The sequence below is a fragment of the Streptomyces flaveolus genome, from assembly GCF_000716535.1.
Taxonomy (GTDB): Bacteria; Actinomycetota; Actinomycetes; order Streptomycetales; family Streptomycetaceae; genus Streptomyces; species Streptomyces flaveolus_A.
In genome coordinates this window covers 113256-128042 of sequence record NZ_JNWV01000010.1, presented here as the reverse complement: position 1 = coordinate 128042, position 14787 = coordinate 113256, and the positions used below count along the sequence as shown (strand labels likewise).

The 14787-nt window shown below is 70.1% G+C and carries 11 protein-coding genes; 4 read left to right on the top strand and 7 right to left on the bottom strand.

Annotated elements, in window-relative coordinates; genetic code table 11:
• Window positions 1-15: 15 nt before the first annotated feature.
• The 3 genes from OO52_RS12520 to OO52_RS12510 form a co-directional block, all read right to left on the bottom strand.
• Window positions 16-1068, bottom strand: a complete 1053-nt coding sequence (locus OO52_RS12520; RefSeq protein WP_030643406.1) for a CBS domain-containing protein — start codon at window positions 1066-1068, stop codon at window positions 16-18.
• Complete coding sequence (locus OO52_RS12515) at window positions 1065-2882, bottom strand: DUF262 domain-containing protein (RefSeq protein ID WP_030643404.1); 1818 nt, start codon at window positions 2880-2882, stop codon at window positions 1065-1067. Before OO52_RS12515 ends, OO52_RS12520 begins: the two co-directional genes overlap by 4 nt.
• A 327-nt stretch (window positions 2883-3209) precedes the next feature.
• Entirely contained in the window at window positions 3210-3722 is a 513-nt protein-coding gene (locus tag OO52_RS12510; RefSeq protein WP_030643402.1) for a hypothetical protein, read from the bottom strand.
• Window positions 3723-4013: 291 nt separating this feature from the next.
• On the opposite strand from OO52_RS12510, the gene brxD reads away from it, so the two are divergent.
• The 3 genes from brxD (at window position 4014) to OO52_RS52610 (ending at window position 8056) form a co-directional block, all read left to right on the top strand.
• Window positions 4014-5363: a BREX system ATP-binding protein BrxD gene (gene brxD, locus OO52_RS12505; RefSeq protein ID WP_030643401.1), complete on the top strand. Its 1350-nt coding sequence runs from the start codon at window positions 4014-4016 to the stop codon at window positions 5361-5363.
• Window positions 5363-7561, top strand: coding sequence for a DEAD/DEAH box helicase (locus OO52_RS12500; RefSeq protein WP_030643399.1), 2199 nt, complete (start codon window positions 5363-5365; stop codon window positions 7559-7561). The genes brxD and OO52_RS12500 overlap by 1 nt, the downstream gene beginning before the upstream one ends.
• 78 nt (window positions 7562-7639) lie before the next feature.
• On the top strand, window positions 7640-8056 hold the full coding sequence (locus OO52_RS52610; RefSeq protein ID WP_234339501.1) for a hypothetical protein: 417 nt from the start codon (window positions 7640-7642) through the stop codon (window positions 8054-8056).
• A 121-nt stretch (window positions 8057-8177) separates the two neighbouring features.
• Here OO52_RS52610 and OO52_RS12490 read toward each other — a convergent pair whose 3' ends face one another.
• From OO52_RS12490 to OO52_RS12475, 4 genes are all read right to left on the bottom strand, one after another.
• Window positions 8178-8780, bottom strand: a complete 603-nt coding sequence (locus tag OO52_RS12490; protein WP_030643393.1) for an HD domain-containing protein — start codon at window positions 8778-8780, stop codon at window positions 8178-8180.
• Between the two features lie 334 nt (window positions 8781-9114).
• The gene (locus OO52_RS12485; protein WP_030643392.1) at window positions 9115-11961 is read right to left on the bottom strand and encodes a branched-chain amino acid ABC transporter substrate-binding protein; all 2847 of its coding nucleotides are present in this window, start codon (window positions 11959-11961) and stop codon (window positions 9115-9117) included.
• A gap of 187 nt (window positions 11962-12148) precedes the next feature.
• Window positions 12149-12733 (bottom strand): DUF6461 domain-containing protein, encoded by a 585-nt coding sequence (locus OO52_RS12480; RefSeq protein WP_030643389.1) that lies wholly within the window; start codon window positions 12731-12733, stop codon window positions 12149-12151.
• Between the two features lie 114 nt (window positions 12734-12847).
• Window positions 12848-13612 carry a CDP-alcohol phosphatidyltransferase family protein gene (locus OO52_RS12475; RefSeq protein ID WP_030643388.1) on the bottom strand — a complete coding sequence of 255 codons (765 nt, stop codon included), beginning with the start codon at window positions 13610-13612 and terminating at the stop codon, window positions 12848-12850.
• A 107-nt stretch (window positions 13613-13719) separates the two neighbouring features.
• On the opposite strand from OO52_RS12475, the gene OO52_RS12470 reads away from it, so the two are divergent.
• On the top strand, window positions 13720-14709 hold the full coding sequence (locus OO52_RS12470) for a zinc-dependent alcohol dehydrogenase (RefSeq protein ID WP_030643387.1): 990 nt from the start codon (window positions 13720-13722) through the stop codon (window positions 14707-14709).
• The last annotated feature ends 78 nt before the right edge of the window (window positions 14710-14787 follow it).

The window sequence follows — 14787 nt, the reverse complement described above, 5'->3', positions numbered from 1 at the left end:
CCCCGCCCTGCTACCTCACGGCGCGAACTCCCGCAGCACCTTCGCGAAGGTCGTCAGCTCGTCGATCATTTCCGGTGGAAGCGGCTTCTCGTCGAAGTGGGCGATCCGGTTGCGGATGTCCTTCACCCGCTTCAACAGACCGATGAACTGCTCCCGGGGCATGTTGGGCCACTTCAAGGCTGCCCAGTTGCGGTCGGCCCGCTCGGCGAGGGACTGCTTCGTCTGGTCGCCGTCCAGGAGCCTCAGGTAGTCGCCGAACATCAGATCCGACACCTGGCCGGTGCGGTGCTCCGGCTTCTTGTTCGTCTGGACCGCCTTGATGGTATCCGTGTCCAGTGCCGCGCCCAGGCAGCGGCGCAGCAGCGACTCGATCTCGCCCACGATGAAGAAGGGGCGTGCCGCGCCTTCGAAACGATCCGTGACGTCCGCGGCGGTGACGATGCCCGAGAGGCAGCCGTCGTCGCCGCGGACGAGCAGGTAGCCGTGCTCGCGGATGACCGGGAGGGCGGCGAAGAACTCCTGGCGGGCGTCGAAGACGGGCAGTTCGTCCTTCTCCATCGCGTTGTCGAGGGTGGCCGGCTTTCCAGCCCCATACATTCTGGCCACGGACCCCCAGGTGACGACCCCGTGGACCTGCGCCATGCCAGTGGTCACTGGGATCTGGGAGAGGCCCTTGGTGCGCATGAGGAAGGTCGTCTGGGACAGGGGAGTGCCGGGGCCCACGGACACCAGGCCGCGCCGCGCCGAGGGGATGTCGCCGAGCAACAGCCGCTGCGGGAGTGCGCGCGAGGGCAGGGCCTCGTCCGCCTCGTCGGCCTCACCGTCCGGCTCGGCCGGCGTGCGCTGCGCGGGGACGGCCGCCAGCGGCACGACGTCGACGCTGCTGCGCAGACCGCAGACGGCGAAGTGCGGCAGTGTGGTCAGCCCGGCGTCCGTCAGGGCCTGCGAGATCCGGTGCACCGTCCGGTGGTCGCGGACCCTGACCTGGAACAGGTCGAGGATCTCCTGCACGGACACGGTCCTGCCCTTGAGTGAGGCGACCTCCTGCTCGTGAGGCATGGTCGTCATCGGGTGTCGTCCTCCGGCAGGTCGCGGAGCATCGTCCTCTTGCCCATGGCGGAGTGCACCAGGTCCTGCAACTGCTTGGAGCGGTCGCGGTAGAAGCGCTCGTAGTCGTTCTCGCGCAGGGCGTCCGGATCGATCAGGTGGGTGGTCAGTACGTCGTCGAACCATTCCGGACGCATGTCGGACGCGGCGATCATCGTGGCCAGGTAGGACGACGGCGCACCCGTCATGTCCATCGCGGCACGGTAGGACAAGGGTGTCTTGTTCACGATCGAGCCCGTGGGCAGCCCATGGCTGTTACCTCGCCGGAACCACGTCTTGGGGAAGATCTGCCGGATGTCCACGCCGTACTCGTCCAGCCGGCCGGGACTGAGCGGGGCGTCCGTGTGATGCCAGTCCACCGCACCCTGCTTGATCAGCAGGGCGTAGATCCCCTTGTACGCGGCGCTGTTGCGGGTGGTGAGGGTGTCGAGGCGGTCGGCGAAGAAGAATGCCTCCGTGACCGTCTCGGGGGCCCTCTCATCCTGCGCGATCCAGGGGACGAGCTGTTCGACGTCCTTGGTGAAGCGCGTCTCCGTGGAGCCGCCGTACATCTCACCGAGGACCCCGCACCAGTACCACTGTTCGATCTTCTCCTCCGCCCCCAGCCCGCCCGTCGCCCTGTCGAGGATGGCGCGGACGGCTGCGAGCGGGACGAGCTGCGTCTTGTACGGCAGATCGGCCGGGCGGACGATGCACTGCCGCTCCAGGAAGTCGCCCACCCAGGCGAAGGCGTCGGCGAGCTTGGGCGCCAGGCGCACGAAGTCGGCCAGGGGAAGGTCCAGCAGGTCACGGCGCTTGCAGGACACCGTGGCTCCGAGGCCCTGCTGCTTCCGCTCCCAGGTACGCACCAGCGCGATGGCCTGCAGGAAGTCGATGCTGCTCAGCCCGTTCTCGAGGCCGCTCTCCAGGCGGCCGAAGACCGGGTACTTGCTCGCCAGCGCCTGCTTGATCTCCCGCCACACCTCGGGAAGCTGGTAGTAGTCCCCGGTGCGTTCGACGTAGTCGCGGTCCCCGGCGTAGGTCGCGGTGAGCAGTTCGAAGACGTTCAGGGGCACACCGCCCGTGTTGACCCGCTCGAACACCGCGCAGACGGCGTCCATGGAGGTGGAGGCGGCCAGCCGGATCATCGGCACCTGGAAGGCGCGGACCTGCTGGAGGACCGCCTCGTCGAACTGGCCCCACAGGTCCCAGTTTCGGTCCTCGTCCGCCTTGATGTACGCCTTCTTCCACTCGTTGACGCGCTGAGCGTCGAAGACGAAGTGGAGGGGGAAGAGACCGGCCGCGCACTCGGCTTCGGTGGTACTCAGATCCAGCACTACGGTGCGGTTGAAGTCCGTTCGCAGCACCTTGTCGGCCGGGACGGACACGATGGCCTCGTCGCGGTCCGCGGACGGCCCGACAGCCTTCGCGATGTCGACGTAGTACCAGCGTTGGATGGGTTTGCTCCGGCTGTCCGCCGTCTCCACCGGGGCGTCCAGCCACAGCGCCTGGAAGAGGGAGGTGAGGCGTTGCTGCCCGTCCAGCAGAAGGAGGTCGGCCTCCGGGTCGCCGTCCGGCCGTGCGCCGGTGAGGGCCCGGGACCGGAACCGGGTGGCGCCGCCGGTCTGCAGCGTCATCACGACGCCGAGCGGATAGTCGAGCGTGACCGTCGCGATGATCGCCCGGATCCGGTCGTCGTCCCACTTCCAGTTCCGCTGGAAGTCGGGCAGTTGTAAGGACCCGGAGGCGACATCCGCCAGTACGTCCTTCAGTTTCACGTTGTCGAGGGCCGCCATGTGACTCCACTTCCCGCCCTGTTGCCTGTACGGAGAGTGATTCCAGCAGCGCTCTGTGGTGGCCGTCAACCGGTTCGCTGAGAAACCACTCACCGCAAGGGCACCGCTGTAGCCTGCGGCGAACGACGAAGGCGTTGGGTGGCAAGTCACCGGCAGGCTGCCCCGGCAGGGGCGCTACACGTCGCGCTTCAAGCGGCCTGCACTGACAGCAGGCGGTCGTTGAGCACCATTCCGCAGCACCAGTGATACGCGACGACCCCACCCGCCCTCCGGCTTAAAAAAGTCACCGCGTCAGACTGGGTCGGCCACCGCGCTCGGGGATCGAGGTCAAGCCTCCTGGGAGTCTTCGGGGTCGTCCTTGCTTTCGGCCATTATCCGGCCGCCGACAAAAGCCACGCCCAGGGCGAGTGCAGCACCAGCGCCAAGCACTACCTTCTTGAGCATTCCATCCAGGAACTGCTTGTTCTCGCTATCCTTTTGGAACTCCAGTCTTCCAGTTTCCTGGATCTGCTCGATGATGTATTTCTTCTGTTCCCAGCTCAGATTTTCCTTGTTGAGTTCTCGCTTGAGTATTTCCCTGATCTCCTGGAAGGCTCGATGGACGTGCTCCTGGCTTTGCTTGTTGGCAGAGAGCGTGGACTCATGCGCTTTCTCCATGGTATCCACAGCGTCCTTGGCGAAGTCCTTGAACGCAGGAAACTGCTCAATGATCTTCAGGGCCACCTCGGTTTCCATTTCGGGCATCATGGCCACGAACCTGATCATCTTGTCTTTGGAGAGGTGCCTCCAGGACTCGATCCCAAGGGCCTGCTTGATCTCAGCTTCGCTCTTGTAGCCCATGCCGTCGTTCCATCCGCCGTTGCGTCTTGTTTTCGTGGAGCTTAACGGCGACCTCCGACAGTCAGCCGCTGAGTCCAACGGGAAGTCTGCGATAGCGCATCCAACCACCGCCGCCCCTCGCACGGTCTGGCACGACCGTTGCGGCCGCGACGTCGACCTGTGTCAAATCGTCTCTGAACGACGAGGGCGGCGGAGTGTGCGGTGGCACCCTCGTGCCTATGCGCTCCCGGACGGGACATCCTGGCGCTTCGCCGAGGCACTGATGCACAGGAAGATGAAACACTGGTCCCCGTGAGCACCACCGGATCCAAGCGCCCCGCCCAGGTCAGCGCCGCCCGCCGTCGTACCGTCATCGACGCCCTGCGCCGCGGGGCCGTACCCGAGAGCGGGCTCGACCTGCTCGCCACCGGGCTCGACCGGTTCGAGGCGGCCCTCGACGCGGAACTGGACGCCGTCGCCTCGGGCGGGTCCGTGTTCAAGGCCGTGCGCGGTGAGTACGGGTCCGGTAAGACCTTTTTCACCCGCTGGCTGGGGGAGCGGGCCAAGCGCCGCAACTTCGCCGTGGCCGAGATCCAGATCTCCGAGAACGAGACACCTCTGCACAAGCTGGAGACCGTCTACCGGAGGCTCACGGAACGGCTCACCACGTCCAGCTTCCCGCCCAGCGCCCTGCGCCCGGTGGTCGACGCGTGGTTCTACGCCCTGGAAGAGGACGCCCTCGCGGCCGGCGCGACCGAGGAAGAGCTGCCCGGCGAGGTGCAGAAGCTGCTCGTCGCACGGCTCGCCGAGGTGTCGCGGCACGCGCCGTCCTTCGCCACCGCCCTGCGCGGCTACCGGGCGGCCCTCGCCGACAGCGACGAGGCGACCGCCACTGCCGTGCTGGCGTGGCTCGGCGGCCAGCCGCACGTCGCCGCTGCCGCGCGCCGGTCGGCCGGGGTGCGTGGGGACCTGGACCACTTCGGTGCCCTCGGCTTCCTGCAAGGCCTGCTCACCGTGCTGCGCGACTCCGGGCACACCGGGCTCTTCCTCGTCCTCGATGAAGTGGAGACGCTCCAGCGGGTTCGCTCCGACGCCCGCGACAAAGCGCTCAACGCGCTGCGGCAGCTCATCGACGAGGTGCACTCCGGCCGCTTCCCCGGCCTGTACCTCGTCATCACCGGCACGCCGGCCTTCTATGACGGCCAGCAGGGCGTCCAACGCCTGGCTCCGCTCGCCCAGCGCCTCGCCACCGACTTCACCACCGATCCCCGCTTCGACAACCCCCGTGCGGTGCAGATCCGACTGCCCGGCTTCACCCAGGAGTCCCTGGTCGGCCTCGGCGTCACCATCCGGGACCTCTACGCGGACGCCGCCACCTCGCCCGAGCGCGTACGGACGGTCGTCGACGACGCCTACGTCGCGGACCTGGCACGGGCCGTCGGCGGGGCGCTGGGCGGAAAGGTCGGTGTGGCACCCCGGCTGTTCCTGAAGAAACTCGTCGGGGACGTGCTCGACCGCGTGGACCAGTTCGACGACTTCGACCCCCGACAGCACTACAGGCTGACCGTGGCGAGCAGCGAACTCACCGACGTGGAGCGGAACCTGGCCGCCACGGTCACCGGTGGCTCCGAGTCCGCCGACGACATCGACCTGGAGCTGTGATGGGAGACGCCGGCAGCCCGGATGGGGCGGGGCCGACCAGGCAAGCGGCCGACGTACTCGACCAGCTCGACCCCGTCGTCCTGCACCACATCGTCAACACTCTCGGCTGGCCCGACCTGCGCCCACTTCAGCGTGCGGCCATCACCCCGCTCATGCAGGGCGAGGACGCCGTCCTGCTGGCGCCGACGGCCGGCGGCAAGACCGAGGCGGCCTGCTTTCCCCTTCTGTCGGCGATGGCCGAACAGCGTTGGACCGGCACCTCGGTGCTGTACCTGTGCCCTCTCAAGGCGCTCCTCAACAACCTGGTCTGCCGCGTTGACACCTACGCCCAGTGGCTCGGACGGCGCGCCGCCCTGTGGCACGGCGACACCAAGGAGTCGCAGCGGCAGCGCATCCGCACCGAGGCGCCGGACATCCTGTTGACCACGCCCGAGTCGCTCGAAGCGATGCTGATCGGCGTCAAGACCGACCACGCGCGGCTGCTGGGAAGCGTACGGGCCGTCGTCGTCGACGAGGTGCACGCCTTCGCGGGCGACGACCGGGGCTGGCACCTGCTCGCCGTACTCGAACGGCTCGAGCGGGTCACCGGACGGCCCATCCAGCGCGTCGGGCTGTCGGCGACTGTCGGCAACCCGGAGCAACTGCTGTACTGGCTGCAAGGAGCCAGAGCCGGGAGCCGCACCGGGCAGGTCGTCGCACCAGGCGTCCACCTGCCCGCCGCCGGTGCCGCCGGACACAGGGAACAGGCCCCCGAGGGCGCATCCCGCAGGCCGGCGGGCGAGGTGGAACTCGACTACGTGGGCTCGCTCGACAACGCCGCCAAGCTCATCGCCGCCTTGCACCGGGGGGAGAAACGCCTCGTCTTCTGCGACTCGCGCCGCCAGGTGGAGGAGCTGGGCGCCGCGCTCCGGGCCCGCGAGGTGACCGTCTTCCTGTCCCACGCCTCCCTCTCCGTCGACGAACGCACCCGCTCGGAGCAGGCCTTCGCAGGAGCGCGCGACTGCGTCATCGTCTCCACCTCCACCCTTGAACTCGGCATCGACGTAGGTGATCTGGACCGCGTCATCCAGATCGACTCGCCGGCCTCCGTCGCCTCGTTCCTCCAACGTATCGGCCGCACCGGCCGGCGCCCCGGCACCGTACGCAACTGCCTGTTCCTCACGACCCGCAAGGACACGCTGCTCCAGGCGTCCGGTCTGCTGCTGCTGTGGGCACGCGGCTGGGTGGAGCCGGTACTCCCGCCGCCAGAGCCGCGCCACCTGGTCGCTCAACAGCTCCTCGCCATCACCCTGCAACAGCACAAGCTCGGCGACCAGTTGTGGGACAGGCAGTGGAACGACCTCGCGCCTTTCGACCGGTCCGCCGCCCCCATCCTTCGCTTCCTCACAGAGGAGGGCTTTCTCGACAGCGACGGCGGCATGCTGTTCGTGGGGCCAGAGGCGGAACGCCGTTTCGGCAAGCGGCACTTCATCGAGCTCACTGCCTCCTTCACGGCACCGCCGCAGTTCACCGTCCTGTCCGGCCGTACGGAGATCGGTCGCACCGACCCGAGCGTGCTCACCGAAGAGCGCCCGGGCCCGCGGCGGCTGCTGCTCGGCGGACGCAGCTGGCAGGTCACCTACATCGACTGGCTGCGCAAACGTGTCTTTGTCGAACCTACCGACGGCGGCGGCATCGCCAAGTGGATGAACGGCGGAGTCGCCGGACTGTCCTACGCCCTCACGCGTGCCATGCGTGAGGTTCTGCTCGGCGAGGACCCGCCCGTCTCGCTCACTCGCCGCGCCGAGGCATGCCTGGCCGAGCAGCGCGAGATTGACGGGCCCGACACCGCGCACCCGGGCGGGACACTGATCACGCGCGTCGGCGCCGACGTCCGCTGGTGGACCTGGGCCGGCTACCGTGCCAACGCCACCCTCGCCTCCACACTGCGGTCGGTCACGGACCCCCTTCAGCGTCCCACCGACTGCTGGCTCCGCCTGCGCGAAGACCTCACCCCCGCCGAGTGGCGCGCGGCTCGTGCGAGCGTCGGTGAAAGCCTCGTCCTGCCCGACGTGGACCGCCGAGCTGTGCGCGGTCTCAAGTTCTCCACCGCTCTTCCTGAACGCCTTGCGGTCGCCACGGTCGCGGCGCGACTCGCGGACTTCGACGGCGCGCGCGCTGTACTCGGTGAACCTGTGCGATTTCAGCACAGCCGCTAACCCCCAGCTCCACCAGCTCTGGTGTCACCGCTGATTCCGTAGTGTCGTCAGGACTTTCCCCTTTTTCAGGAGTTCTCCGTGCCGCCCCGCTTCGAGACCGCCCGCTTCCACGTCGACTCAGGCCCCGACTCCCTCTTCACACGAGTCCGGCACATCCTGAGCGAACCGGTACAGCTGCGAGCACATGGCACGCACGTGATCGAACGGCTCCAGCAACGAGATGCGCCCCTGGAGACGTTGACCCGCTTCGATCCGGCAAGCTGGGAGATGGTCTCGGCAGAGGTGCGCACGGACACCGGAAAGTGGGTGAAGTCGACCTGGCGGGTGCGGGCGGACGAGCGGACCTGGTGGGTCGTGATCGGACTGGGCAACGCGCTCGTCACCGTGATCGACGTCGATCCGTATCGCCGGGGTATGGGGGAGGGCATCATCACCGGAGGTCCCCTGTACGCACGTGTCGACGCCGTCAACGCGGAGCTGATGCGCGGCACGTGAGAAGCTTCCCGCAGCCGTCGTTCCTGGACCTCTCGACGATCACGAGAAGGCGGTAACGGCGGGCGGTTGCCTGTAGCGAGTTCCGGCCGGATACCTTGAGCGGGGTCGGCCCCGAAGTGCGTCAGGAGCCGGTAGACGTGCCGCCGCACGGCACCGCCCGCGACAGGTCCGGTTCGCCGAACTCCGCGCGCAGCGCTTGGAACGCGGTGACCTTGGCCTCGCCGAAGCGGCGGACGTGGGTGGCGTACTCGTCGGCGGTGAGGAAGGCCGACGGGCGGGACTTGGTGTGGAACTTGTCCGCGTACATCACCAGTCGCTCCTCCTCCGTCACCGCCAGGTAGTCGGCGGGAGGCAAGGGGAGGCCCTGGCTCAGGACGTCGTGCCGGGTGAGGCCGACCCCGGTGTGGTGGGAGCAGAACCGGCGCAGCGCCTCGGGGAAGCCCTCCTGCTCCAGGATCTCGTGGCCGAGCAGTCCGTGCCGGATGTACTGCGCGTGGTCCAGCCGGCCGTCGGCGTCGTACAGGCGGTAGACGCCGATGTCGTGCAGGAGGCAGCCGGCGCGGACCAGCTCGGCGTCGAGGTGGCGCAGGCGCGGCGCCGACAGGAGCTGCTCGGCGATGCTCCAGACGATCTCGCAGTGCGTGTGGACGAGAGCGAACGCCTCGGCGGTGGGCGCGTACTTCTCGTGCAGCGCACGGATCTCGTCGGGTGCCGGAATGCTCATCCGGCGAGCGTAACAATCCCTGTGAAGCCGTCTGCCCGGTCCTCAAGGATCCGCCCGGTCCTTCCGGCTCCGCCCGGGTCCCCCCCGGTCCAGCTCGGTCCGGCCCGGCCCGGTCCACCCCGGCCCGGTCCACCCCGGCTCGGTCCGAGCTCGGCCTGGTCCAGCCCGGCCCGCTCCAGCCGGGCCCGCTCCGGCTCGGCTCGGCCCGGTCCAGCCCGGCCCGGTCCAGCCCGGCCCGGTCCAGCCCGGCCCGGTCCAGCCCGGCCCGCTCGGGCTCGGCCCGCCCCGTCCTCCCGGCTCCTCCCCGCTCCGCTCCGGCCCGGCCCGGTTCCCGTCATTCGATCGAGCACTCCTTCACACTGAGCGGTTCGGTGCTGCCGGCCGGTCTGCTGCACAGCACCTTCGTCTCCGAGACGCCCTGAGGTGTCCTGCGGACCTGCTTGATCACGATGCTGTGGCCGCGGCGTTCGCCGTACAGCGGCGCGTGGGTGAAGTCGATCGTCCCGGTGGCCATCCCGTCGAGCTTCACACCCCTGAGGTTGACCCAGGTCGCCGCGCGGCTCTGGCGCACGTCACCGAGGCTGGCCGCCCAGTACAGCGCACGCGTGGCGTCGTGGGCGAGGGCCGTCTGGCCGCTGGCGAAGTCGTCGGCGTCGTACGTGGCCTCCTTGCCCGCCAGCCAGGGGAAGTACTTGGCGGCGTCCTCGTAGAAGGCGGTCGTGGACGCGGCTTCCCTCAGCTCGGCCAGGGCGGCGTGGTAGAGCGTTATCCGCGGGGCCACGCCGTCACGGCCGCCCGCACCGGAGAACCTGGCCTTGCTCAGGTCGTCGCCTGTGAGGATGGAGATCTCCCGGTTCGCGCAGCCCGGTTCGGTGCCCAGCTGGGTCATCAGCGGACCGATGTCCTCGACCCGTCCGGCGAAGTAGATCACCGAGGGGACGTTCTCCGTCCGGCAGATCCTGTCCGCGTGCAGCCGCAGTTCGGGCTTGCCGTTCGCCACCCGGTAACTCTGCCCGGGCAGCAGCCGGAAGTGTTCCCGGCGCAGCATCTTCCCGCCGTAGGCGGCCTGTTCGCTGGTGTAGCGGTCCTGCGAATCCTTGGTGTCGCGGGCCAGCACCAGCGCGTACGGGTCCTTCTCCCGGGCCCGCAGCTGCCGGGCGACGAGGCCGAGGGCCTCCGCCTGGTGCTCGTCGGGAGCCGCGAGGCTGAACCAGTTGGAGAACTGCTTCGGCAGGTAGGTCGCCGAGTTGGTGCCGGAGACGATGGGCAGTCCGACCGCGTGGAGGCGGCGCGTGACGTCGGGGCTGCTCTGCAGGTCGCGTCCGAAGCCGACCACGCCGACGACCGTCGGGTCGCGGTCGGCGTACCGGGCGATCGCGTCCGCCGTCACACGCTGCTGCCCCAGGTCCACACCCGCGTTGGCGAGCAGCACCCGCAGTTTCACCGTGTAGTTCTCGTTGACCACGCGCTGGGCGAGGTACACGCCGGCCAGTTCCTCGGTGCCCTTGACGAGGGAGGAGTCCGTCGGGGAGGAGCTCAGCGGTCCCGCGTACACCACGGTGACGTACGCACCGGGGTGGTGGTGCACCACGTCGGCGTTCTCGGCGCGCACCAGGTCCTCGATCTCACGCAGTCTCCCGCCGTCCCCGCCGGCTCCGCCCGCGAGGTACGCGCCGAACCGGACGTCTCCAGTGGCGATGCCGACGCACTCCGTGCCGCCGCCGGGCGCGGGACGCCGTACGGTGTCGCGATCGGCGCTCAGCAGGCCCGCCGAGCAGTACGCACGGTGCAGTTCGACGGAGTGGACGACACCCGCGGTGCCGGCGAGGACGAGGACGAGGACGAGGCTGTACGCCGACCACACCACGCGGGCGAGGGGCGGCCGGTGTCTGGCCCGCACGCACCGCCAGTCCGTCTGCCGCAACTGCACCAGCTCGTCGCGGGGCAGCGGCACCCGGAGCACCCAGGGCAGGGCGTTCGTCCGGCTCGGCGACTGGTCGGCCCGGAGGTTCCCGGCCCACTCGTCGTACCAGTGCCGCAAGCGCTGCTCGAGGCGCCAGGGCGGGGGCTGCGGCCGGCCGCCCGGCGGTTCCGCGTCCGTGCCGCGGTCGAGCAGCGCCGTGTCGCCCGCCGCCATGCCCGCCACGATCAGCAGCGGGTCGAGCTCACTGCGCCGGCTGCGGACGTCGCTGACCGCCCTGATCAGTTCGACGCCGCCGTTCTCCCGGCTGATCCGGCGCAGGAACAGCACCGGCGGACGCGTCCGCTTGAGCCCCCGCAGGTCCCAGCTGCCGCGCCGGTGGTTGTCCCGCAGGTCCTCGAACAGCGCCAGCACGTACAGCTGGAGCGGGAACGGGCCGCCCTCCCGCATCGCCTCGGCCACGTCGTAGGCGCGGGCCGCTATGGCCCTCCAGGAGTGGACGGGCCGCAGCAGCCGCACGCTGGTCGACCGGCGGCGGGCGGCGGACTGGAGGAACGTCGTGGTCAGGAACCACCGGCTCTCCGTGCGCAGCCACAGGAAGAGGGGAGCACGTCCGGGGACGTGGTTGAGGCCGGCGAGCAGGATCATCAGTCCGATGCCCGCCAGCGCGGCGACGTACCACTCGGGGCGGGTGAGCAGCGCCGTGAACGCGCCCAGGGCGCCCATGGGCAGGAACTGCTGCACGTCGTTGAGGAGTAACTGCCGGTGCCAGCGCGAGGGCCTGCGGGGCCGCCAGCGCTGCCGGGCCAGGATGCGCAGCAGGTGCGTCTGGGCCTGCTCCCGCTGCGCGTTGCCGTCCGGTGTGCCGGCGGGGGCGCTCGGCCAGTGCTCGCGCATCTCCGGGTCGTCGGCGGCCTCCTGGAGGGCGCGGACGAGGTTGAGCCGGGGAAAGGCGTAGGGCCGGTAGGCGGCGGTCCGGCCGCCCCACTTCCGCCCGTCGCCGAGGTCCCACAGCAGCCGCGTGGCCCTGGCCAGGGGGTCGACGTCCCCCGGCTGCGGCTCGGTCGGGGCGACGGCCAGGCGCGTCCCGTGGCGCTGCTGTCCTTCCCGCAGCTCGTCGAGGAGTTCGGTGACGCGGTCGTCGTCCGCGGGATCCTCGGCGTGCAGCACGATGACCGGCATCGGGCGATCGCTGGTCCGGAAGTCCTGGATCAGGGACTCCAGCTGCCGCTGGACGTCGATTCCGGCCTCGGTCGACATGCCCGGGTGATCACCCGGGCAGTCCTGAGGGAAGCCGTGATCACGGCCGTGCATGGACACCCCCCGTGGTCTGAAGACACATGTGTCACAAGCGATTCCGAGGATATCGCCCGGCAGTGACAACCGCTCCCGACCGAACACCACTCCGACGGCGGCACGGTGGGGCCGTCGCCCGGGACGGGTGCGTTCACTCCGGCAGGCGGCGCAGCCTGCCGCTCCAGCGCGCCTCGTCGCCCGGCGCCGTCAAGCCGATGCCGAAGGCGGTCTCCAGCAGCGCCAGAACCCCGTGGACCGGGGCGACTCGGCCGCGGACGAGCCCCAGCGGCCTCATGAGCTCGTCGAGCCGCGTCGGGTCCTGCCCGGTCGGCTCGATCGCCTGAAGGGTGTGGAAGCCGACGACGACGCCGCCCCCGACCGCGTACTTGAACCAGTCCATCGGCTTCTCGTTGTGGTGGAGCACGACGGCCTCGGTGCCCGCGGATACGGCGCTCAGGGTCCGCGCGTCGAGTCCGTGCACTCCGCCTTGCTCCCATGCCCACGCCCACGGGCCGTCGGCACCGGCGACGACGACCGGTTCGTCCTCGTCGAAGAGGTCGTCACCCAGGTCGTCCGTCAGGTCGGTCGCGGGGCGGAACCCGAGGGTCTCCGTGTCCACCCCCATGCGGATCAGCAGTTCGGCACGGGACAGGTTTCGTGCGAAGGTCAGGGTGTACAAGGGGAAGTCGCCGTCCCGGAACATGTCCAGGCCGCGGCCCCTACCTGTGCTCGTCATGCCGCGGATGCTGCCACGCCCCACCGACATCCCGCCGGGGCCGGCGCACCCGGTCACCTCTCGTGGACTCCGGCGAGCGGAGCCGAACGACGGGTGGGTTCTGCCGGGGTGTCGTCAGCGGCCCGACGGCACCAGTTCCCGCACCCGCCGCGCCGGCGCCGGGCGCACGATCCGCGAGGTGCGCCACAGCCACCGCACATCCCGCCCGAACGACCACACCAGTGAGCCCAGGGCCAGCAGCACGATCGCGAGGTTCGCCGGGTAGGGGAGCAGGTCCGCGCCCGCGACGAGGAGGCAGACGCCCTGGATCGCCGCCACGGTCTTACGGGCGAACGACGGCGGCAGCGGGGCCGTCAGCCAGGGCGCGAGCCGGGCCGCGGCGACGAACGCGTAGCGCATCCCGCCGATCAGGAGGACCCACGGGCCGAGCTGCGCCGACACGTACACGCTCAGCACCAGGATCAGGAACGCGTCCACCTCCATGTCGAACCGCGCGCCGAGCGCGGAGGAGGTGCCGGTGCGGCGGGCGACCTTGCCGTCCACGCCGTCCAGCAGCAGGGCCACGGCGGTCAGCGCGACCAGCAGCGTCACCGGCGGCGCGCTCTCGAAGGAGTCCGCGACCAGCGCGGTGACCCCGCCGACCAGGGTGGCCCGGCCCAGCGTCACCCGGTTCGCGGGGCCGAAGGAGCGCAGCCGGGACCGGTGCACGGCGCGGGAGAGGACCGCCCAGGTGGCGAACGCGAAGGCGAGCCCCGTCAGCCAGCCGGCCGGCCCCATGCCGACCGCCGGGCCGAGCAGGGCCAGCAGCAGGACCTGCGCACCCGCTCCCACAGCGGTCTCCTGCTGGAGCCTCGCGTCATACGTGTTGTTCAGGGCCACCGCACACCCTCCGGCCGAGTGACAGAGTCGATCAACGCCGCGTACTGTGCGCGGCCTGTGCACAACTCGGTACGTGAACAACTTCCCGATCGTTCAGGAGGATGCCGATGAACCACTCGGCCCGCGCGTTCTGGCTCCGTTCGCCCGGCCACGGAGAGCTGCGCGACGTCACCCTCGCGGAGCCCGCCGAGGACGAGGTCCTGGTACGGGCCCTGTACTCCGGAGTCAGCCGGGGCACGGAGACACTCGTCTTCCGGGGCGGGGTGCCGGAGAGCCAGCACACCGTGATGCGGGCGCCGTTCCAGGAGGGCGACTTCCCGGCCCCGGTGAAGTACGGCTACCTCAGCGTCGGCGTGGTCGAGGCGGGCCCCGCTGCGCTGATCGGCCGTACCGTCTTCTGCCTGTACCCGCACCAGAGCCGTTACGTCGTCCCGGTGAGCGCCGTCACCGTGGTCCCCGAGCGGGTGCCCGCCGGTCGGGCCGTGCTCGCCGGGACCGTCGAGACCGCCGTCAACGCCCTGTGGGACGCGAGGCCCCTGCTCGGCGACCGGATCGCGGTCGTCGGCGGCGGCATGGTCGGCTGCGCGGTCGCCGCGCTGCTCGCCCGCTTCCCCGGCGTCCGCCTCCAGCTCGTCGACGCCGACCCGGCCCGCGCCAAGACCGCCGAGGCGCTCGGCGTCGACTTCGCCGCACCGGCCGACGCCCTGGGCGACTGCGACCTCGTCGTCCACGCCAGCGCCACCGAGTCCGGCCTCACCCGGGCCCTGCAACTCCTCGCCCCGGAGGGCACGGTCGTGGAACTGAGCTGGTACGGCGACCGGCGCGTGGCCCTGCCGCTCGGCGAGGCCTTCCACTCCCGCAGGCTCACCGTGCGCAGCAGCCAGGTCGGCACCGTCTCCCCGGCCGCCCGGTCCGGCCGTACCTACGCCGACCGGATGGCGCTCGCCATGGACCTGCTCGCCGACCCCGCGCTGGACGCGCTCATCACCGGGGAGAGCGCTTTCGAGGAGCTTCCCGACGTGATGCCCAGGCTCGCGTCCGGCGAGATCCCCGCCCTGTGCCACCGGGTCCGGTACACGGAGACCGGCCTGACCTGAGAAAAGTAGTGACGAACGGCTGAACACGGGGAAGCGAAGAGCCGTACTACACGGCATCCCCCGGCGGGCAAGGCGGGG

Bases quoted from the DNA above. Each gene is read 5' to 3' on its own strand.
- OO52_RS12520 (WP_030643406.1), bottom strand. From the start codon at position 1,068: ATGACGACCATGCCTCACGAGCAGGAGGTCGCCTCACTCAAGGGCAGG.
- OO52_RS12515 (WP_030643404.1), bottom strand. From the start codon at position 2,882: ATGGCGGCCCTCGACAACGTGAAACTGAAGGACGTACTGGCGGATGTC.
- OO52_RS12510 (WP_030643402.1), bottom strand. From the start codon at position 3,722: ATGGGCTACAAGAGCGAAGCTGAGATCAAGCAGGCCCTTGGGATCGAG.
- OO52_RS12500 (WP_030643399.1), top strand. From the start codon at position 5,363: ATGGGAGACGCCGGCAGCCCGGATGGGGCGGGGCCGACCAGGCAAGCG.
- OO52_RS12490 (WP_030643393.1), bottom strand. From the start codon at position 8,780: ATGAGCATTCCGGCACCCGACGAGATCCGTGCGCTGCACGAGAAGTAC.
- OO52_RS12485 (WP_030643392.1), bottom strand. From the start codon at position 11,961: ATGTCGACCGAGGCCGGAATCGACGTCCAGCGGCAGCTGGAGTCCCTG.
- OO52_RS12480 (WP_030643389.1), bottom strand. From the start codon at position 12,733: ATGACGAGCACAGGTAGGGGCCGCGGCCTGGACATGTTCCGGGACGGC.
- OO52_RS12470 (WP_030643387.1), top strand. From the start codon at position 13,720: ATGAACCACTCGGCCCGCGCGTTCTGGCTCCGTTCGCCCGGCCACGGA.